The sequence below is a fragment of the Hydrogenovibrio sp. JE_KL2 genome (genome assembly GCF_009296185.1).
GTDB lineage: Bacteria > Pseudomonadota > Gammaproteobacteria > Thiomicrospirales > Thiomicrospiraceae > Hydrogenovibrio.
The window spans coordinates 1-19,875 of record NZ_WBJR01000004.1 but is presented as its reverse complement, the minus strand read 5'-3'; the positions used below and the strand labels follow the sequence as shown (position 1 = coordinate 19,875).

Below are 19,875 nucleotides of genomic sequence, written 5' to 3'. Positions count from 1 at the left end.
AAAATTTATGACGGCGGACAATTTGAAAAATGACACTTCAAAAGCTCGGTCTGAAGTTCAGTCTGACACCTGGCAAAGTCTTGCCAATGCCATTCGCAACCATTATCAGGTTGCCGAGTCCGATTTCGTTCCATTACACGCGCCGTGCTTTGATAAAACCGAAAAAGAACTGCTCAACGCCTGCATCGATTCCACTTTTGTATCGTCGGTGGGCGAGTTTGTCGGTGCGTTTGAAGAACAGATTGCCGACTTTACTGGTGCCAAACATGCGGTAGCTGTCGTTAATGGCACCATGGGATTGTTTCTTGGTCTAAAAGTAGTAGGGGTGAAAGCGGGAGACTTGGTGCTGACGCAATCACTGACCTTTGTCGCCACGCCGAATGCCATTAAAATGTTGGGCGCTGATCCTGTGTTTGTCGATGTTTCTCCCAAAACCATGGGGTTGAGCGCAGACGCTCTGGCAGCGTTTCTCAACACGCAAACCTACCAAAAAAACGGTAAATGTTTTCATAAGGCTTCGCATCGCCTTATTTCCGCTTGTGCGCCGATGCATACCCTGGGCTTTCCCATGGAGATAGAGCAAGTCGTTTCGCTCTGTCACGAACATGGCATTAAGGTGGTTGAAGACGCTGCCGAAAGCCTGGGCTCATTCGTCAACGGCATGCATACCGGCACGTTTGGCGATGTCGGCGTGTTCAGCTTCAACGGCAATAAAGTCATTACCACTGGTGGTGGTGGCATGCTGGTGACCAATAAACCTGATGTTGCCACGCACGCCAAGCACCTCAGCACCACGGCAAAAATTCCGCATCAATGGTTGTTTGAGCATGATGAAATCGGTTACAACCTGCGTATGCCAAACCTCAATGCCGCACTGGGCGTGGCACAGATGAAAAAGCTGCCAAGTTTCTTGGCTGAAAAACATCAATTGGCGTTGCAATATCAAGAGTGGATTGAGGGTACACAAACTTCTGATACCCCCAACCTAGTAGATTTTGGCGCGGATTATCGTCAAAACTTTCCTGACAATCTACCAAACTACTGGCTGAACGCTTGTGTACTGAATTCATGTGAAGACAGAGATGCCTTCTTATCCGATTTCAATGGTGCTAATTTACAAACCAGACCTTTGTGGACACCGATGCATCGTCTTGATATTTATCAAAATGAATTGTGTGGTGATATGACGCATACCGAATTTTTTGCCGAGCGCGTCGTGAATGTTCCAAGTGGTGTGGTTTGCCCGCCAGTGACGGAGAGTGGGCTATGAAGACGCCTTTGCTCTTGATTGGCGGCGGCGGTCATTGTGCATCGGTCATTGATGTTATTGAGGCCAACGGCCGTTTTGAGATTGTCGGCATTGTTGAAGCGCCGGGGGCGGAGACCAGCTCTTTACTGGATTATCCTGTGATTGGCACGGATGACCAATTAAGCGAGCTACTCAAAACCACACCAAATTGTGTGATTACTGTCGGGCAAATTGAGCATGCGGTTGTCAGAAAGTCTTTATTCGCCAAGGTGAAAAAACTGGGCGGCCAAATGCCGTGCATTGTTTCACCGCTGGCGAGAGTTGCAAGATCTGCCAGGTTGGGGGAAGGGGTTGTGGTGATGCACCACGCCATCGTCAATCACTTTGCCAGCATCGGAGACAACAGCATTATCAATCATAAAGCACTGGTTGAGCATGGCGCTTTGGTAGGCAAACATTGTCATATTTCTACCAATGCGACGCTCAATGGCGATGTTGAAGTGTCTGACGACTGCTTTATTGGCAGCGGCGCGGTGTTGGTTCAAGGCGTAATGATTCCTGAAAACTCGTTGATTGGTGCCGGTGCGGTGGTGACACACCACTTGCAAACGCCCGGAGTTTACGTCGGTTGTCCGGCTGTGTTGAAAAAGCCTCGTGCGATTTCGCGTGATGATCATTTGGGGGATAACTGATGTCTGCTGTCTTTGTTATTGCCGAAGCAGGTGTGAACCACAATGGCGATTTAGGGCGAGCCTTTGCCTTGGTCGATGCCGCAGTAGCGGCGGGCGCGGATGCCGTCAAATTCCAGACTTTCAAGGCGGACAGCTTGGTGTCCAAAAGTCTGGCGCAAGCGGCTTATCAGGAAAAAAATACCGGGCAAACGCAAACCCAGTATGAGCTGCTCAAATCACTTGAGCTTTCTGATGCCGCACACAAAGAATTGTTTGATTACTGTAACGATAAAAATATCGAATTCATGTCAACGCCGTTTGACGATGACAGTATCGACTTCTTGAAAACTCTCGGTATGCGCCGTTGGAAAATTCCATCCGGCGAATTACTGTCCATTCCTTATTTACGCAAAATCGCCGCGTTTGATGAACCAACCATTCTCTCAACCGGCATGGGCAATCTTGCCGAAGTGCATTTAGCGGTCGATACCCTGTTGAAAGCTGGTTTGAGTAAACAACACTTAACCATTCTGCACGCAAACACGGCCTATCCCACGCCTTTTGAAGACGTTAATTTAAGAGCCATGCTGACACTGGCGGAGACTTTTCAGGTGGCCGTTGGTTTGTCGGATCACTCTCTAGGCATTGAAGTGCCAACGGCAGCAGTGGCGTTAGGCGCTGCGGTGATTGAAAAGCACTTCACCTTGGATAAAACTCTACCGGGGCCAGACCATCAAGCCAGTCTTGAACCGCAGGAATTAAAGGCAATGGTGAGCGCCATTCGCCATATCGAGTTGGCTCTGGGGTCGGGTGAAAAAGTTACCTCAACCTCTGAAAGCGGGCACAAATCTTTGGTGCGCAAGCGCATTGTTGCCAAACAGCCGATTGAAGCGGGTATGATTTTGAGTGAAGACAATGTCACTCTCAAGCGTTCGGAAAAAGGCGCCTTGGCGACCGAGTGGGATAGAATTATCGGGCAAACGGCGCAGTTGGACTACGAAGTGGATGATGGTATTGATATTGGCATGGATGTAGGCATTGATGTTGATGATGGAGTATAGCCTTGACGACCGCCTCGACTAAACAATTTCAACAAACGCAAAATCGACGCAAAATCGCTGTGGTGACGGCAACCCGTGCCGAGTACGGCTTACTGTCGCATTTGATTGGTTTGTTGGAAAAACACCCTGATTTTGAGTTGCAGTTGTATGTTACTGGTGGACACTTGTCTGACGAGCAGGGCTATACTGTTGAACGTATCCGTCAGGATGGTCATCCCATTGCGGCAGAAGTGCCCATTTTGACCCATTCAGAGCTAGACACACCATTCGGTATTTCCAAAACCACTGCGAAAGCACTGGAAGGGTTCGCTTCGGTTTTTGAACAACATCGTCCTGATGCCGTTTTTGTATTGGGCGACCGTTATGAGTTGCTCGGTATCTGTTCGGCAGCCTTGTTGGCGAATATCCCTATTTTCCATCTCCATGGTGGAGAGGTGACAGAAGGTGCGGTGGATGACGCTATTCGCCATGCAGTCACCAAAATGGCCTCCTTACATTTCGTTGCCGCTGAACCTTATCGCCAAAGAGTGATTCAGATGGGAGAACAACCAGATACGGTGTTCAATGTTGGCGCACCCGGTTTGGATGTGATTCATCAAATCGACAAACTGCCTCTGACTGAGATTGAAACCTTTTTGGAGATGTCGATTCATTCCCCGGTTTTTCTGGTGACCTATCACCCGGTTTCCTGGGGGGAGACACAAGGGCAACAGGCACTGGAAAACTTGTTTAATGCCTTTGAATCCCTGAAAACAGATTATCCGGATATGTCGATCATATGGACGGCGTCTAACACGGATGTCGGTGGACACGCTTTGAATCAGCGTATCCAGCAATGGGTGGTGGAAACGGAAGTGAATGCCGAGTTTGTCACTTCGCTAGGCTCACAGCGGTATTTGAGCTTGATGGGCTTGTGCGATGTCGTTGTTGGGAATTCCTCTAGCGGCATTATCGAAGCACCTGCTGTCGGCACACCGACAGTGAACATCGGCGAGCGTCAAAAAGGCAGGCTGATGGCGGACTCCATTATCCAATGTGATGAATCTGCAGATGCCATTATCAAGGCCATACAACAAGCCATGAAGTTATCGACAGTCGACGTCACCAGCCTTTATGGTAAAGGTGACACCGCGCAACAGATACTCCAAGCGCTTGAAAAAACAGATTTTGACACCTTACTGCCTAAGCGGTTTTACGACATCCCTTATGACGTTCAATCCTAGTGGAGGTACCCATCACATTGTCGTTTTAATTGGCACGTTAGACGAACTGAACGCTGAGCTTTATGCCCGAATTCAAAGCGCTGAATCTGATAATTACCTTCTAATCGATACCGAAAACGCAAAGACCGCTAGTCGCAAATTACCTGCGCAATTACACAGGATTGGCTATCAAACCGATTTGCAAACCACGCTGTTACCTTTCTATGAGTTGTTAGAAGCGCGGGAACTGGAAGCGATTGTTTTGTCGAAACAGAATGCCTTGGCATTGGATTTGATGCAACAACTACCTCAAGCGCTCGAAGCACTGAGATATTTCAAGCTTCGGGCTGATTATCCTTTTTACGTCAAAAATGCCTTTCTGAATGTTTATGACCTCAATCATCCGATTATTGAGTTTTCCGATGCTTATGAAGGCAAAACTGCCGTGGTTCTTGGCGCAGCACCTTCACTTGAAAAGCGATTGCTTTGGGTGAAGCAACATCAGGAAAAGTTAGTTATTTTCGCTGTCGCAAGGCTTGCGAAAAAACTATTGGAAGAGGAGATTCATCCTGATTTTCTCGTTGCATCAGATCCCACCGATGCTTCCCTGGCGCACGCACAAGACATGGAGCGATTGCAGGGTAAGAGTATTTTGGTGGCACAACACTACACCCAACCAGCAATGTTGGAACGTTGGGGCGGCAGCACACTTTATTGGGGGCCAAAGTGGCCTCAGGAAAGTAAAGACTTCGGGCAAGAAAAGAATGTGGAAGTCTCAGGTGGTACGGTTGCCAACCTTGCCGTGGTATCGGCTTTGGGTATGGGGTGTAAAAGGGTTTACCTGGCTGGGTTCGACTTTTGTTTTCCGTCATCTGGTGAAACCCACCTTAAGGGGAGCATTGAGTCCAATCAACCTCATCGCTATCAACAAAGTGAGCAGGTAGAAAACTATCTGGGTGAAATTTGTGAGACAACCCCAGAATTCAAAAGTGCGATAGAGGCTTTGCCTGAGCAGTTACAGACACTTGTTCAGCGCTATGGTTTGCCAAATGATTTTGAGTTGTGGAACCTTAACCCTAAAGCCGCCAGAATTGATGGCGTGAAGTCGGTAGACATCACAAACCTTAAGCTACCATCTGCCCACAAGCCGTCTATTAATGATCTGCAAACAAAGTTGTCTGTTGAAAGCGCTTCAGTGAAAACGGCTATCAAACACCTTCTGACAGAACTGCACTCCTTGCAAAGAAAGTACCGAGACATTAAACAACTTTGCATCAAGGCGCTTTCGGCTTCTTCGTCTTATCAGTTGGATGAGGTTCTGATACAAAAGTATGCAAAAGCGGATAAAAAACTGAAGAAGTTAACTCACAGCGAAGATGCCTTTATCCAACGAGTCGGTTTCAGGTTTTTCACATCCTTGATTCAGTTGGCAGAACAGCTGGATCAGGAACCCAACAACCAAGCTTTGACGAGTCAGTATTTTCAGACGTTGTTTGAGGCTTATCGTGATTCGGCGGAGCAGTTGATTGCTATCGTTCAGCAGTCGCAGGAAAAAGGGCAGTTTTTATTGCAAGAGCTGGAAGCTGACAATGATTTTGAAGCCTTGGCAAGGCTTTGGTTGCAGCATGATAAACCGCACCGTTTTCTGTCTTGGCGTTTAAAGCATTCAACCTTAGCAACACAAGCGCAGCAGGATGCACCAGCAAGTTACAATCAGTTGCAAACCACAATTGAAGAGCAGCAAAAACGGCAGCAAGAATTATCGAAAAACACCTTCGCCTATTTCACAAAAAATGCGCATAAAATCGAAACGGTTGGCGGATGAAAGGGTAAAAAAATAAATTGCCGGCTAGAAATTAGATGAAAGGTGCAATTTAGGGTCGATTTTTGCTATAACTTGCCGATAAAACATAAAACAATGAAAACAATCAGGGGAAGTACGTTTAAATGTCATTTCTAATTCCAAAACCAACACCTGTCGATCTTTCTCAATTTGAACTTCCAGAAGACCAGCTCGCTACCAAATACGGTCTGCCGCATGATGTGAAGTTCTGTAAAAAATGTACCATTTCCAACCAACGACCTAACTCTGCAGTCGAGTACAAGCACACCAAAGACTCCAAAAAAGCCACCATCAATTTTGATGAAGAGGGTGTGTGTGATGCGTGTCGTGTGGCGGAAGAAAAAGAACATACGATTGACTGGGGTATGCGTGAAGAAGAGTTGATGGCATTGTGCGACAAGCACCGCTCTAAAGACGGTTCTTACGATTGTTTATTGCCGGGTTCGGGTGGAAAAGACAGTTTCTACGCTTCGCATATCCTGAAAGAAAAATACGGCATGCACCCATTTACCGTGACTTGGGCACCGCATATCTATACCGAATGGGGATGGCGTAACTTCCAACGTTGGATTCATGCTGGTTTCGATAACCAACTGATGACGCCAAACGGTCGTGTCCATCGTTTGTTGACTCGTTTGTCGGTAGAGAAGCTGTTCCACCCGTTTCAAGCCTTTATGATCGGGCAAAAAGCCTTGGCACCGAAAATGGCGGCGATGATGAATATCCCCTTGGTATTCTTCGGAGAAAACGAAGCCGAATACGGTAATCCAAAAGGCGATACCGACAAGGCACAACGTGACTGGCAATATTTCACCATGACCGATGAAGCGGACATCAATATCGGCGGTGTGTCTATCAAGTCCCTAAAAGAAGATTTCGGGTTGGAAAAGTCCGACCTAGACCCTTATATGCCGGCAGACCCTGAGAAGTTGAAAGAAACCGGTGTGGAAGTCCATTACTTGGGTTACTACCTGAAATGGCATCCACAAAGCTGCTATTACTATGCCCACGAGCATGGTGGGTTTGAAGCCTCTCCTGAGAGAACGCCGGGCACCTATTCCAAGTACAACTCCATTGATGACAAAATCGATGACTTCCATTACTACACAACGGGTGTGAAGTTCGGTATCGGGCGTGCAACCTATGATGCCGCGCAAGAGATTCGTTCCGGCGATATTGACCGCGAAGAAGGTGTGGCGCTAGTGAAACGTTTTGATATGGAATTCCCTGAACGTTTTGCCGAAGAGATTTTCCAATACCTGAGCATTCCAGAAAAAGAATTCCCAATCGCCTCCAAAATGTTCGAGCAACCGATTATGGACAGAGAGTATTTTGACCTATTGGCAGATACCTTCCGTTCACCGCATTTATGGAAAAAAGAAAATGGGGTTTGGGTGCAACGTCATACGGTTTGGGGTGAGTAATGTCAGAAAACGTCAAGCAACCATGGGACGCCACCAAGTGGTGGATGCTAATTGCTATTTTAATGATTATTGAGGGATTTGTATTCTATGCGGCTTTGGAAAACTCAAATAGTTTAAGTGCCCTAGGATATGTGTCATTTGCAGGGACGATAACTTCAATTATTCTTGCTGTTTTAGCAATAATTTATGGCTTTGTACAGAGTGGTTCTCACGAAAGAAAGTCTGAGTTTGTTTCTGAACAAATGGGAAGGGTTAAAGAAGTTGTTGATGAGCTGAGGGCTTCAAAAAGTGCACTAGGTGGTGATTTAACAAGTCTGAGTAATTTAGCGCAAAAAATTGAAACCTTAACAGAAAGTTTCGATTTTCATTCCCAAAAAACAAGTCACCATTTGGAGAAACTTGAGAAGCTAAATAGTAATACTCAAAATTCATTGCAAACACTTTTTCTTTCAAATGAAGAAGGCGGGAATAATTCTTCAAAGCTTCATAGGTTTAAAAATGAGTATCTTCTAGCACTAATGGAACAAAATCCTTATGTTCTGAAGGTAGTTATGGGTCTTTTTTTTGCAGGAGTTAAAAAAATAGGTGCCGGAGATGCTTATAGGCTTATAGCTAAGCACTTTTGGGATACTGTGGACAAAGAAAAAAAAGTTGGTATTAACTTTGATGAATTTGATTCGTACTACTATGGTACCTTTGACCTTATGTTGATGATTTTGAAGGATATAGGTGGGTTAGAGATTAATGCCGGACTTATTGAGTTGAGTGATAACTCGACTTTCTTAGAAGACGAATTAAATAGAATAAAAGGCACTTCTCAGGATAAATATATATACACAAAAAAACTTATAAGAACCATCGAAGAATATGATCCGTCTAATTCCCCGTCTTGATATTAAATCCTCTCACCTGATTAAAGGGGTGAAGTTGGAAGGGTTGCGTAAAATTGGTAACCCGAATGAATATGCCCGCCGCTATTACGAGCAAGGAGCGGATGAACTGCTTTATATGGATGCAGTGGCTTCGCTTTATGGTCGTAACAATTTGACTGAAATCATCAAAGAAACCGTGAAGTCGGTGTTTATTCCGATTACTGTTGGTGGCGGGATTCGCTCGGTGGCGGATGCCCGTGAAATCCTGCGTTCCGGTGCGGATAAAGTGGCCATCAATACCGCAGCCGTTCAACGCCCTGATTTGATTAATGAGATGGCGAAAACCTTTGGTGAGCAATGTGTGGTGCTGTCGGTAGAAGCTATCAAACAAGCAGATGGCAAGTGGTTGGCGTTTACCGATAACGGTCGTGAACACACAGGATTGGATGTGGTCGAGTGGGTAACGCAAGCGGTGGAGAGAGGCGCGGGTGAAATATTGCTGACCTCTGTTGACCACGAAGGCGGGCGTAAAGGCTATGATTTGGATTTGGTTAGGGCGGTAACCTCTGCGGTGAATGTACCGGTCATCGCATCCGGCGGTATGGGTGAAGCCATGCATGGTGTGGATGCGGTGAAAGCTGGAGCGGATGCCATTGCGATGGCGGATATTCTGCATTATGACCGTGATACGGTAGGCGGTATTCGTCAGGTCTGTTTGGACAATGGTTTAGAGGTACGTCCTCCACAGGCGATTTTGGAGGCGGCATCATAATGAGCAAATCTACGAGTGCAAAGGTCACCATTATCGATTACGGTGCAGGTAACCTGCTGAATGTGCAGCGTGCATTTGAACATCAAGGCGCGCAAACCGAAATCGCCACCACTCCAGAGCAAGTTGAGCAAGCCGAACGTTTGGTATTCCCGGGTGTGGGGGCGTTTCCTGAAGCCATGCAACAACTGAAAACACAAAATCTGGTCGAAGCCATTCAGATCGCTGCCGAGCAAAAACCCTTTTTGGGGATTTGCTTGGGCATGCAGATGATGCTGGAGGAAAGTGAAGAATTCGGTACCACCGAAGGTTTAAAACTTTTGCCCGGTAAAGTCAGAAAATTACCGGAAACCAGTGTTTCGGGCGAAGTTATGACAATTCCTCACATGGGGTGGGCGCAAATCAGACCGAACAAAACTGCTTGGCAAAGCAGCTTATTGGCATCCGTACCGGAAGCCAATGCCTTCTATTTTGTGCACTCTTATTTTGCCGAAGTGGCGAATGAAGCGGATCAGTTGGCGGTATTTGATTTCGGCGGTCATGCCATTACTGCGGCAGTGCAGCAGGATAATCGCATGGGCTGCCAGTTCCACCCGGAAAAATCGGGTGAGATGGGATTGAAATTAATTGAAGCCTTTTTGAAGGTATGAGTCCAAATTGAAGGCGTTATTGGAGAAGCAGATGGCAGGTTATTGGCAACAGATTCAAGACTCAAAGCGCCCATTGTTTTTACCCGACATAGGCACTTACTTCAACCAAAATATGGATGAAGCGAAAGGTATGATTGATGCCTTGGCAGCAGCCGGTGTCACCACGGTTAAGGGTGAGATTCTGCAAAATGCCGATGTCTGTCTGGATGCCGAATTATCCGGTAATGAAAAGTTCTGGGGACACAAGACAGGTCAAGTGGTTGAAGAAAACTACCGCGCTTTGATTGAACGTAAAGTCTTGCCATTAAGTGCCTATGAAGAACTGTTCGACTATGCCAAACAAAAGGGCATGGAGGTCATCGTTTCCGTCTATGATTTTGAGGGGGCGGATTTCGCCAAAGAAATTGGCTGCAAAGCCATTAAAATCGCTTCTTCAAACATCACCCATCAACCGCTGATTGAATATGTTGCGCGTATGGGCGTGCCGATGATTATCGACACAGGGCACTCCACGCTGGAAGAAATGGCGAGAACGGTTAACTGGATTCAGGATGCTTCCGGCAATGAAAAGCCGGATTTGGTGGTGGAGCATAGCCCGAAAGGCCCGCCAAACCCTGTGAATCAACAAAACCTGAAATTCATGCAAACTTTAGGCAATGCCGTTGGGTTGCCATATGGCTTGTCTGACCATCATGGCGGGGAAGAAATGTTGTATGCCGCAACGGCGATGGGTGCTGTCGTGTTAGAGAAAGGCGTTTGCCACGACGATATGGGGGATGAGCAGGATGGTGGTCATGCCTTGCCAATCGGTCAAGTTGCCGAAGTCTTGCAGAAAATTCATAACATTGCCGATGCCATGGGCGATGGCATTCGTGTTTTACCTCGCCAGCGCGACAAGTATGTTTCCCGCATGGGGATGGTGGCGAAAACCGACTTGAAAGCACAAGACACTTTGACTTTGGAAAGTGTGCATTTCGCTTTTCCGGCGCAGGGTATTAAAGCTGAATATTGGTCAGAAGTGGAAGGGCACGTGCTGAAAAATCCGATTGCCGCGGGTCAAGTCATCCGTTGGTCGGATGTCGAATTCAAAGACGACTGATTGCAGGCGTTTGAGGCATGACTTGGCTACCTTCTGAACCTGCATTTCTGGGGCTGAGACCACCGGAATTGGAATGGAAGCCCTACTTTTTAGATGACCACTCGCTAGCCTATCTATCCCCAACCTGGCAGATTTTAACGGCACTTTTTGAGAGCATGCCGACTGTCCATCGGTTGGACACACACCATCCTCAGCCTTATGGCTTTTATCGTTTTCAAGGTGTTATCACGTCACAACAAACTGAGCAGATAGATTGGTTTGTCAAACTGGTTGAGCCTTCTCAAGCTGAAAGATTAATGGTGGCGCAAAGTGTCGCGGACTATGTTTCTCGTCATGGCGTTGTTTCGCCACCGTTGATTGATGGGTTTCCTTTGGTGTTGGCGGACGATGTGACGGCTTTTGCTTATCCTTTTTGGCAAGGGCGTTTGACGAATTATGATGAGGCAGATTTAAAACAACTCGGGCGAGCGGTTGGTAAGCTGCATCAAACGCTGGCGAGTTATCCTCAGCGCGATTCTGTTCAACAAGCCGGTGAGAAGCGCCATCAGATGCTGGTGACGCGTTGGCAGAGTTTGCAGCAGCACGCGGAGCAAATGACTTCTTTGCCGGAAGAAGCGCAAGCTATTTTGTCTTCACACAATCCTGAGTGGTTGTGGCATTTGACCGAGCAGGCGCAGATGGTACATGGCGATTTGAATGTGGGGAATATTCTGTTTTTAGAAACAGGGGACGTCGCCTTTCTGGATTTTGAAGACAGTTTGACGGCATGGTTCGACCCTTTAAAGGATTTGGCGTTTATCATTGAGCGTTTTGTGCTCACCGTGCATGAAGAAGAGCAACTTAAGTCGCACACGCATGCCTTGCTGGATGCCTATTTTGAAGCTTACCCTTCAAGGGTTGTTTCCTCGCAAAGATTTGTGGATTTGATACAGGCACTGGCGATACGTGCCATGTTGTTATTGGCGGAATTAACGTTGAAACGGCAGTCGGTGACAAATTCAGAGTGGAAAAAGTTTGTTTTTCTATATAATCTAGCTGAACGACACCGAACGGAGCTTGAGAATATTACGCAACCCTACACGACGCGAACTTGAAGCGTTATGGAACTGGGTTGTCATCAACGTTTATGAAACTACTCATTACAGCCAGAGACCCAGCCACCGCCGTATCTTTTGAAAGATTGATTCCCACCCTGATGTCGGATGACCGTTTTACCATCCGCGTACTTTGCCAACCGCCAGCCTGCCAGATTTTTGCGCCACTTGTAGAAGCCTATGCTTCCGCCGCCAAGCCTTTGACGTTGGTGGAAATGCCGGCAGATGAATTCACACAAGTGATTGAAGATGATTTTCTCCGAAATCAGTTTACCGAGTTTGCGCCTGATGCGGTGTTAACCGGCATCTCCGGACCAGATACCGGTGTGGATGAGGCGGTTTTGCACTATGCACGCGAACACGGCATCGACAGCTACGCACTACAAAGCTTTTGGGGCGATATGAACCAAGCCTCCGGCGCGATACCGGATACCGCTTTTGTGCTGGATGATGAAGCGATGAGAATCACGCAAAGACGCTATCCGCAAGTGGAAAGCATAGCCATCGGTTCCATCAAGCATATCGACTATCAATATTACGATCCAATATTGGCGCGAGCCAGCCATAGACCCAACCTGGTAGATTTTTCAAATGAAAAGAACACTGGAAATGAACCGGTGGTTTTAGGGTTTTATGGACAACCGATTTTGGAGATTCCCGGTTATTTCGCCACGATTGAAGCCTTGACCCGTCAACTGTCCAAATGGCAAAGACCTTTCAAACTGATGTACCGCCCACACCCTAAAGAATCCGACGAGCTACGCCACAAAACCCTCAGTTTGTTTCAGGAAGCGTTTGGTGACGATGTGTTCTTGGACAACTTCAATGACATCAAAGACAGTCTGGTGGTATGTGATTTGGTATTGAGCGCGTTCTCCACGTGCGGGTTTGATAATTTGTATTTGAATGAAATGGCGCCGCAAGCTTTTAACAGCAGCGTATATCTTTGGTTTGAGCCGGAGTTGATTGCTTGGTGGCAGGAGTACAGTCATCTGCAAGAAATGCCGTTGATAAGTGAAGATTTGCTGCTGTCGGTCGATAAAGAAGAGCAGATGCTAGAAGTTTTTGAGCAAGGACTGACACAACCCGTACAGCAACGATTGTGGCGACAAGCCAAAGCACATTTACCAAGTGCAAGCGAGTCGATAAATATTCTGGTGAATAAGATTTGGTCGGATTTTTGCTCAAAGCAAGACAGATAAAAAAACAATGACACACTAAGGGAATACGGATGACACAACAGGCAAATATCTTAGCCTTGATTCCAGCAAGAGGTGGCTCTAAAGGATTGATCGGAAAGAATCTTTATCCGATTTTAGACAAACCGCTATTGCAATACACCATTGATGAAGCACAGAAAAGCCGTCATATCACTCAGTTGATGATGTCGAGTGAAGACGCGGAGATCAACCGTTATGCAGAAAGCCTTGGCGTGAAGGTAGACTATGTTCGCCCAGCATCACTTGCGGAAGACCACACCACCACCGCCGAAGCGGTGTTGCATGCCTTGGATTGGCTGGAAGAAAGAAACGAGTTGCCGGATGCGATCATCCTGCTTCAGCCGACGTCTCCATTGAGAACCGTAGAGGAAATGGACGATGCCATTGAGCAGTTTCTGGCGAGCGACAAGCAATCGTTGGTCAGTGTTCAGCCGATGAAGGAGCATCCGTTTAAATGTATCCAGCAACAAGATGGTGAGTGGCAATATCTTGCCAAGCCTGAGAAGTTCGTTTCTCGCCGTCAGGATTACACCAATGACTATTATGTCATCAACGGCGCTATTTATATCGTGACACCGCAATGGTTGCGGGAAAAAGGTGAGTTTACCGGAGAAAGGGAGTCTGAACTGTTTGTGATGGATTGTATTTCCGGTGTCGATATCGACGATTTGACAGACGTATTCCAAGTTGAAGCCTTGTTGAAAATGCGTCAGATGCAGCTTAAATAAGAGGGCGGTGCGATGGATTTGTTTGATTGGCAGATGATTGCAGTTGATGAAAACGCAACCGTTCGTGAAGCATTGACCGTGCTTGACCAACAAGCGATGCAAATTATTTTGGTAGTGGACGAACACCAGCAATTGAAAGGGACTGTCACGGATGGAGATATCCGCCGTGGTTTGCTACGTGGTGAAACGCTGGACAGCCTGATCACCAGTGTGGCGAACAAGAATCCGACAGTAGGTTATGAGTCGGAAACCGAGATTGTCTGGCGTCAGCACATCAAACGTCGTTCGTTGCGACACTTGCCGATTTTGAATGACAACAAACAAATTGTTGCGCTTTATTATCACAAAACCCAATCTACGCCACGACGCAACAATCCGGTGGTGTTGATGCTGGGTGGTTTGGGAATGCGCTTGAGACCTTTAACCGAGACGATTCCAAAGCCGATGTTGCCAGTCGGTAATCAACCGATTTTGGAAACCATCGTCAAGCACATTGCCGATCAAGGGTTTACCGAATTCTATTTCTGCATCAATTATCTGGGTGACAAGATTCGCCAATATTTTGGCGATGGAAAGCAGTGGGGGATTCATATCACCTACATTGAGGAAACCAAACCTTTAGGCACGGCAGGCGCATTGAGCTTACTGCCAGAGACAGCAAAGTCCGTAGATGAACCTTTGATTGTGATGAATGGTGACTTGCTGACAAAGGTGGACTTCCGTTCGTTGCTGGAGTTTCACCAAGAGCATAAGAATACGGTCACAACTTGTGTCAGAGAGTACTCACATCAAGTGCCTTATGGTGTGATTGAAATGAATGGACCCTATATCAATCAACTGGTCGAGAAACCGGTTTACCGTTATTTTGTGAATGCCGGCATTTATTGTTTGTCTCCGGGTGCGTTGGGCAGAATTCCTGATAATGCGTTTTTTGATATGCCGACATTGGTTGATGACGTGATTGCGGACGGTCAAAATTCAGGGGGATTCCCATTGACTGAATATTGGATGGACATCGGACATATTCCTGACTATGAACAAGCCCAGGCAGACTATGAGGTCTATTTTAAATAGTTAGGTTCTGTTGTGATTGCAAAGAAAAAGCCGACATTATGTCGGCTTTTTTGTGTGTTACTGTTTTGGTTGAGTGGCGAGTGCCATCAATTCGTCGGAAACGGAATTGTTCGGTTCAAGTGCTTTGATCTTATTGATGGCCGCAATTGCTTCTTCTTGAATATTCAAGTGAATCAGCAGCTTGGCGACCTTAATCCAGGTAGCAGTGTCTTCTGCATGCTGTTGCAAGTAGTGGAAATAGATTTCCACAGCACTGGCGCCGTCACCCATCGCCGCTAACATATCGGCATAAGAGACAAAGAACTCGTCGGAATAATGCGTCAGCACTTCCAACGTATTGAGCGCATTATCATAATCTTTCTTCATCAGCAGAATGTTAAGGACGCGTTTCAGACCTTCTAGCAAAAGCTTGTTGTCTTTGATTTGGATGAAGCGATCCACGGCATCATCCGGCATATCTTTTAACTCATAAAGATAACCGGTTCCGATATGACAAAGGTCTTCGGAGTAGGGCAGGTCTTTTTCCGCGATGTAGTTGATCAGCTCTTCCAACTCATAAGGTCTGTTTTCCGAGAAGTAACGTTTGATACGCTCGTAAAGCGCGCCGATATTGTCACCCTGAGACTTTAACTGTTGGCTGAGTTTGGTTTCAGTACGATGCAGCTCTTCGTTAAATGCATCCAACACCGCTTTGAGTGTGCTTTGTTGTTCTTCAGTCAAATCCTCGATTGAAAGGTCATTCATTTTCAACCAAACAAGCGGACGACCTTCTTCGTGGTATTCCTGCCATTTTTCAATCAACTTGGCAAAAGATTTGGTGCCTTTGGTTTCGTTGATGCGATGATTGAGGCGGGTAATTGCCGTTTCAATGGATTTACGAAGCGGAATCGCAGAGTTGACGATGCCGTTGAAATAATGGATGAAAGAGTTTTTGATGTCATCACGAGTCATATTGTCTTCTTTGATACTCGGGTTCATAAACTCTTTGTAAGCTTTGATAGAGTAGTTGAAGATAAACTCCGAATGCTCGCCCATAATGTGTGTGGTGTTTTGCTGAGACAAGATGATTTCTTGGGTCAGTTTGTCAGTTTCGTCAAGATTGACGAACAGTTTCTTCGCGATTTTCTTACCGTTTTTCGCTTCTTTGACCGCATCTTTACAAATATCGCGCATTTCTTGGCAATAGGCTTTGGCGTGGTCCAGGTGTTTTTTATAGTCGTTTAGATCAAAGTTCAGAATGTCTTTCATTTGTTGAACGGCATCGGCTTTTTGAGTCTCTGGCAACACAATCTCTTCTGGACGGCTATAGGCGACATTTTCCATCAATGCCGTTTCCGGGCTGAGCGTAAAGAACTTGTTGCCGAAGAATTCAATGGCGTGGGCAACCAGTTCTTCCATTCCTTGTCGAGCGTTGGCAAAGCTTGGCGTGGTTTCCGCAATGCGTCCGGAATAGGTCTTGACGCGGTTGGTTGCCGTATCTAGGTATTTACCGGTTTTCGACTCAAGACTTTCGGACTCGTAGCTTTTGCCGTTTTCGCCATAACAGAAATCAACACCCGAGAAGATGATCTGCTCGGACCCTAAATACCCTGCAACCGACGCCATGGTATTGGTTACGGTGGGACCAACGGTGGTGAGGTTTTCAGGTTGTTCATGCACTGAATCTCGCCAAGGGAACATCAGCCCCAAATAAGCATGAAGCCCTGTCCATTCAGCAACGAGTTTGCTATTGACGTTGTTGGAGTGGACCAATATCGCGGTATCACCAAACTGTAGAATTTGTTTACTATTGTCGTAGCTCACGTCATGCGGGTCCACCGATACAAAAAAGTCCGGTTGAATGCCTTCTTTTTTCAAACGGTTGGCAATACGGGCTGCGGCGAAAATAACCAGTCTGTCTTGGTTTTCCTTAATCCAGCTGATGCTGTCATCCAAAGAGGGGCCGCCACCCATGATAACCGAGGTGGTGCCTTCCAATGCACGACCAAGGTTGGCCAGCGGCATATTATTGGATGCTAGGTTTCTGAGTTGGCTGTCGATGAAGATATTGTTGATGGCATAACCGCTTTCCGAAGATGCGAAAATGTTGTATCTATCTAATGCCTGATCCCAGTGGGTGGTGTAGGTTTCATTCTTACCATCAATAACGGCAAGAGAACGTAACAACATATATCGGTTGTGGGAAACGTAATCTGTGTATAAGTCGTGCAGCTCACCAAAATCCATATCCATTGGTTGCAGGTCAATCATCTCGTCATCGATTTCAAAGTGATCCTGTATGTAGTCGATGATTTCCGGGCGTTCCATAATAATGTAACGGCGGCCTCGGTCTTTATGGAATTGTTGGAGGTAGGGAATAAGCAGTCCCGAATCAGAGCCGACGACAATGAATAGCATATTGTCCACATCAAGGGTTTTACTGAAAACCTTATTGAAGGTCGAAGTGGCACCGACTGTATCAAAAGCGTTTTGGTTTATTTCCTGGAAATAGTTGTCTCCAAAAGCGTTCGTATAGAGTTTTGAGGTATCAATGCTATTCATATGTAAATCACTTGCTCTTTTTTTAAAAAATTTTCCATGAAATTTTTTGGGTAAGAATCCTTTAATTTAAAGGCTTTCACGGTGATAACAGGAAGTATGCCAAAAATAATTGAAAAAAAATGAAGTTTTTTTTCTAAAGATATATAAATACCCGCCGTTAACGATGTTGAGGACAAATAAATTAAGCGTAACGGCCAGTTAGCCAAAAATGGAATTTGTGACATAACATATGGATTTTGTTAAGATAATTGTCAAAGATGTTAACGAAAGTCGCTACATTACTAGGTGAAGGTGAGAGTCATGAACACTCTACAAAACTCTATATCTGCGGATACGCAATATAAAAGTATTGATGTTAGTGCTCAAACAGCAGCATCTTCTGGTGCAACCCAGGATGCCGCAAAAGTTAGTGGCGCTAGCACTAAAAACGTGACAACGTCTGTCAGCGCGCAGCAGGTAGCGATCAATGCGGCAATATCTTCTACGCATTCAAAGCAGCCGCAGGCTTCGTCGACTCCTACGTCCAATAGCAGTTCTTCTAATAAGGAGGACAATAAGCTGGCAATGGAGATATTGAACAACAAGTTGTCGCAGTTGAATAACCAAATGCAATTTAAAAAGGACAAAGTGAGCGGATTAACTTATTTTTCGCTGATTGATTCCACGACCCATAAAGTCATCAAGCAGTATCCGTCTGAAGACTTTTTGCAAGTCGCAAGGCGTTTGACGGAATACTTAGATCGCGTGCATTCATCCAAGCCTTTAAGTAGCGCAACAGATTCGAGTAGTGTTTCAAGCGCTATAGGGAACATTATTAGCGAATCCGCTTGATTATATAAGTTTGTCCTTTTCACTAAAGAACGCAGAGAACGAAAATTCTCTGCGTTTTTTGTTTCTGGCGTTTGGTTGTTTGACCCTAGTATGGTGCTTGACCACTTTGTTACACCAATGATAGATGACCTTTTTTCCAGTGTGCCATAGTTATTTATGCTGCTTTAAACCTTGATTTTAAAGAAGATAGGCTAAAACTAGCAATAAAAAGATAAAATATAAGTTGTTGATATTTATACATAAATATATTTTTTTCGGTTTTTTTCTCAATTCTACTTCAAGTTTTTAATTTCTTACCCGATAACTAAACTGAAAGGAAAATGTTTTAAATACTGAATTAGCGTGAAGTGTTTAGAACATAGCAAATTTAGCTATATCTAAAGTAACCACTTGGGAGTAAGTATTATGGCTATGGTAATCAACACAAATATCGCTGCTGAAAATGCGGTACGTTTGTTGGACAAATCTCAAAAAGATATGTCTACCTCTATGGAACGTTTGACTTCTGGTCTACGTATCAACAAAACAGCGGATGACGCGGCAGGTAAAGCGGTTGTAATGTCTATGACATCACAAATCACAGGTACTACTCAAGCCATTCGTAACGCGAACGACGGTATCTCATTGGTACAAACCGTGGATGGTGCAGCGGAAGAAACGGTAAACATGCTTTATCGTGTTCGTGAGCTAGCGGTTCAGGCATCCAACGATACCTACAGTTCAGCACAACGTTCACAAATGAACATCGAAGTTTCTCAGTTGAGAGTCGAGATTAACCGTATCGCTTCAACCACTAAATTTAACGGTGTTAAGTTGATGGCGTCTAGTAAGACTGTTTCCATCCAAGCTGGTTGGGAAACTGCTTCTCAAAACACAGTTAAAATCTCACTTAAAACTATGAACGCATCTGCATTGGGTGTAACAGGAACAATTCAAACAGCGGCATCTGCACTAGGTGTAATGTCTCAGGTTGATGATGCTCTTAACTCAATCGCGAAGATTCGTGCGAAGTACGGTGCGGTACAAAACCGTTTGGACTACACCGTATCTAACTTGCAGAACGTAAACGAAAACATCATGGCGGCAAGAAGCCGAATTGAAGATGCAGACTTTGCGACTGAAAGTGCGAACTTGGCAAGAACTCAGATCCTACAACAAGCAGGTATGAGTATGTTGTCTCAAGCGAACCAATCGCAACAAAACGTACTAAGCTTACTTCGATAAGTGAAGTCTTAAGCCAGGGCAACAGCCTTGGCTTATCTCTTTATAAAACATATCTACCTTAGTTCTTTTGCTTTAGAAGTAAAGTAAATGTGTTTTTAAATGCATTCAATATTCAGATGAAAGATTTTGAATAAAAGATAGCTGTAACCTTTACAGCATTATTCTCAAGGTTTCCCTTGTGTGTTAACGGCATTGTCCAGAAATGGCTTGCCGTTTTTTTTATTCCCGCCTTTAGCTTTTCCAAACGACCTCAATAACCCCAACCTGGCAGATTTTGCCATGCACCTCAATGCGCTAGATTTTTCGCCGGTCATTTAGCGCGA

At 45.6% G+C, this 19,875-nt stretch carries 17 protein-coding genes; 16 read left to right on the top strand and 1 reads right to left on the bottom strand.

Annotated elements, in window-relative coordinates; genetic code table 11:
• Nucleotides 1-7 precede the first annotated feature (7 nt).
• The 14 genes from F8R13_RS07855 to F8R13_RS07790 all read left to right on the top strand — a co-directional run bounded on the left by F8R13_RS07855 (nucleotide 8) and on the right by F8R13_RS07790 (nucleotide 14,956).
• Nucleotides 8-1,270, top strand: a complete 1,263-nt coding sequence (locus tag F8R13_RS07855) for a LegC family aminotransferase (RefSeq protein ID WP_152833359.1) — start codon at nucleotides 8-10, stop codon at nucleotides 1,268-1,270.
• A complete protein-coding gene (locus F8R13_RS07850) occupies nucleotides 1,267-1,941 on the top strand; it encodes an acetyltransferase (RefSeq protein ID WP_152833357.1) in 675 nt (224 codons plus the stop codon). Before F8R13_RS07855 ends, F8R13_RS07850 begins: the two co-directional genes overlap by 4 nt.
• Nucleotides 1,941-2,981: an N-acetylneuraminate synthase gene (gene neuB, locus F8R13_RS07845; protein ID WP_152833355.1), complete on the top strand. Its 1,041-nt coding sequence runs from the start codon at nucleotides 1,941-1,943 to the stop codon at nucleotides 2,979-2,981. Before F8R13_RS07850 ends, neuB begins: the two co-directional genes overlap by 1 nt.
• A gap of 2 nt (nucleotides 2,982-2,983) precedes the next feature.
• Complete coding sequence (gene neuC / locus F8R13_RS07840; protein ID WP_152833353.1) at nucleotides 2,984-4,204, top strand: UDP-N-acetylglucosamine 2-epimerase; 1,221 nt, start codon at nucleotides 2,984-2,986, stop codon at nucleotides 4,202-4,204.
• Nucleotides 4,188-6,008 carry a 6-hydroxymethylpterin diphosphokinase MptE-like protein gene (locus F8R13_RS07835; protein WP_172967734.1) on the top strand — a complete coding sequence of 607 codons (1,821 nt, stop codon included), beginning with the start codon at nucleotides 4,188-4,190 and terminating at the stop codon, nucleotides 6,006-6,008. Before neuC ends, F8R13_RS07835 begins: the two co-directional genes overlap by 17 nt.
• A 122-nt stretch (nucleotides 6,009-6,130) precedes the next feature.
• Nucleotides 6,131-7,450, top strand: coding sequence for an N-acetyl sugar amidotransferase (locus F8R13_RS07830; RefSeq protein ID WP_152833349.1), 1,320 nt, complete (start codon nucleotides 6,131-6,133; stop codon nucleotides 7,448-7,450).
• Nucleotides 7,450-8,343, top strand: coding sequence for a hypothetical protein (locus F8R13_RS07825; RefSeq protein WP_152833341.1), 894 nt, complete (start codon nucleotides 7,450-7,452; stop codon nucleotides 8,341-8,343). The genes F8R13_RS07830 and F8R13_RS07825 overlap by 1 nt, the downstream gene beginning before the upstream one ends.
• Nucleotides 8,318-9,094 (top strand): imidazole glycerol phosphate synthase subunit HisF, encoded by a 777-nt coding sequence (gene hisF / locus F8R13_RS07820; RefSeq protein WP_152833339.1) that lies wholly within the window; start codon nucleotides 8,318-8,320, stop codon nucleotides 9,092-9,094. Before F8R13_RS07825 ends, hisF begins: the two co-directional genes overlap by 26 nt.
• Nucleotides 9,094-9,741 carry an imidazole glycerol phosphate synthase subunit HisH gene (gene hisH / locus F8R13_RS07815; RefSeq protein ID WP_152833337.1) on the top strand — a complete coding sequence of 216 codons (648 nt, stop codon included), beginning with the start codon at nucleotides 9,094-9,096 and terminating at the stop codon, nucleotides 9,739-9,741. The genes hisF and hisH overlap by 1 nt, the downstream gene beginning before the upstream one ends.
• 31 nt (nucleotides 9,742-9,772) lie before the next feature.
• Entirely contained in the window at nucleotides 9,773-10,840 is a 1,068-nt protein-coding gene (locus F8R13_RS07810) for an N-acetylneuraminate synthase family protein (protein WP_152833335.1), read from the top strand.
• Between the two features lie 17 nt (nucleotides 10,841-10,857).
• Nucleotides 10,858-11,934 carry a phosphotransferase enzyme family protein gene (locus F8R13_RS07805; protein ID WP_152833325.1) on the top strand — a complete coding sequence of 359 codons (1,077 nt, stop codon included), beginning with the start codon at nucleotides 10,858-10,860 and terminating at the stop codon, nucleotides 11,932-11,934.
• Between the two features lie 17 nt (nucleotides 11,935-11,951).
• Entirely contained in the window at nucleotides 11,952-13,136 is a 1,185-nt protein-coding gene (locus F8R13_RS07800; protein ID WP_152833323.1) for a hypothetical protein, read from the top strand.
• 29 nt (nucleotides 13,137-13,165) lie between these two features.
• On the top strand, nucleotides 13,166-13,882 hold the full coding sequence (locus tag F8R13_RS07795) for a cytidylyltransferase domain-containing protein (RefSeq protein ID WP_152833321.1): 717 nt from the start codon (nucleotides 13,166-13,168) through the stop codon (nucleotides 13,880-13,882).
• 12 nt (nucleotides 13,883-13,894) lie between these two features.
• Nucleotides 13,895-14,956 carry a nucleotidyltransferase family protein gene (locus F8R13_RS07790; protein ID WP_152833319.1) on the top strand — a complete coding sequence of 354 codons (1,062 nt, stop codon included), beginning with the start codon at nucleotides 13,895-13,897 and terminating at the stop codon, nucleotides 14,954-14,956.
• Nucleotides 14,957-15,013: 57 nt separating this feature from the next.
• Here the strand turns inward: F8R13_RS07790 and F8R13_RS07785 are convergent, their stop codons facing one another.
• Entirely contained in the window at nucleotides 15,014-17,497 is a 2,484-nt protein-coding gene (locus tag F8R13_RS07785) for a 6-hydroxymethylpterin diphosphokinase MptE-like protein (protein ID WP_152833318.1), read from the bottom strand.
• Between the two features lie 300 nt (nucleotides 17,498-17,797).
• On the opposite strand from F8R13_RS07785, the gene F8R13_RS07780 reads away from it, so the two are divergent.
• Nucleotides 17,798-18,328 carry a flagellar protein FlaG gene (locus F8R13_RS07780; protein WP_152833316.1) on the top strand — a complete coding sequence of 177 codons (531 nt, stop codon included), beginning with the start codon at nucleotides 17,798-17,800 and terminating at the stop codon, nucleotides 18,326-18,328.
• Between the two features lie 405 nt (nucleotides 18,329-18,733).
• The gene (locus F8R13_RS07775) at nucleotides 18,734-19,552 is read left to right on the top strand and encodes a flagellin (RefSeq protein ID WP_152833314.1); all 819 of its coding nucleotides are present in this window, start codon (nucleotides 18,734-18,736) and stop codon (nucleotides 19,550-19,552) included.
• Nucleotides 19,553-19,875 lie beyond the last annotated feature (323 nt).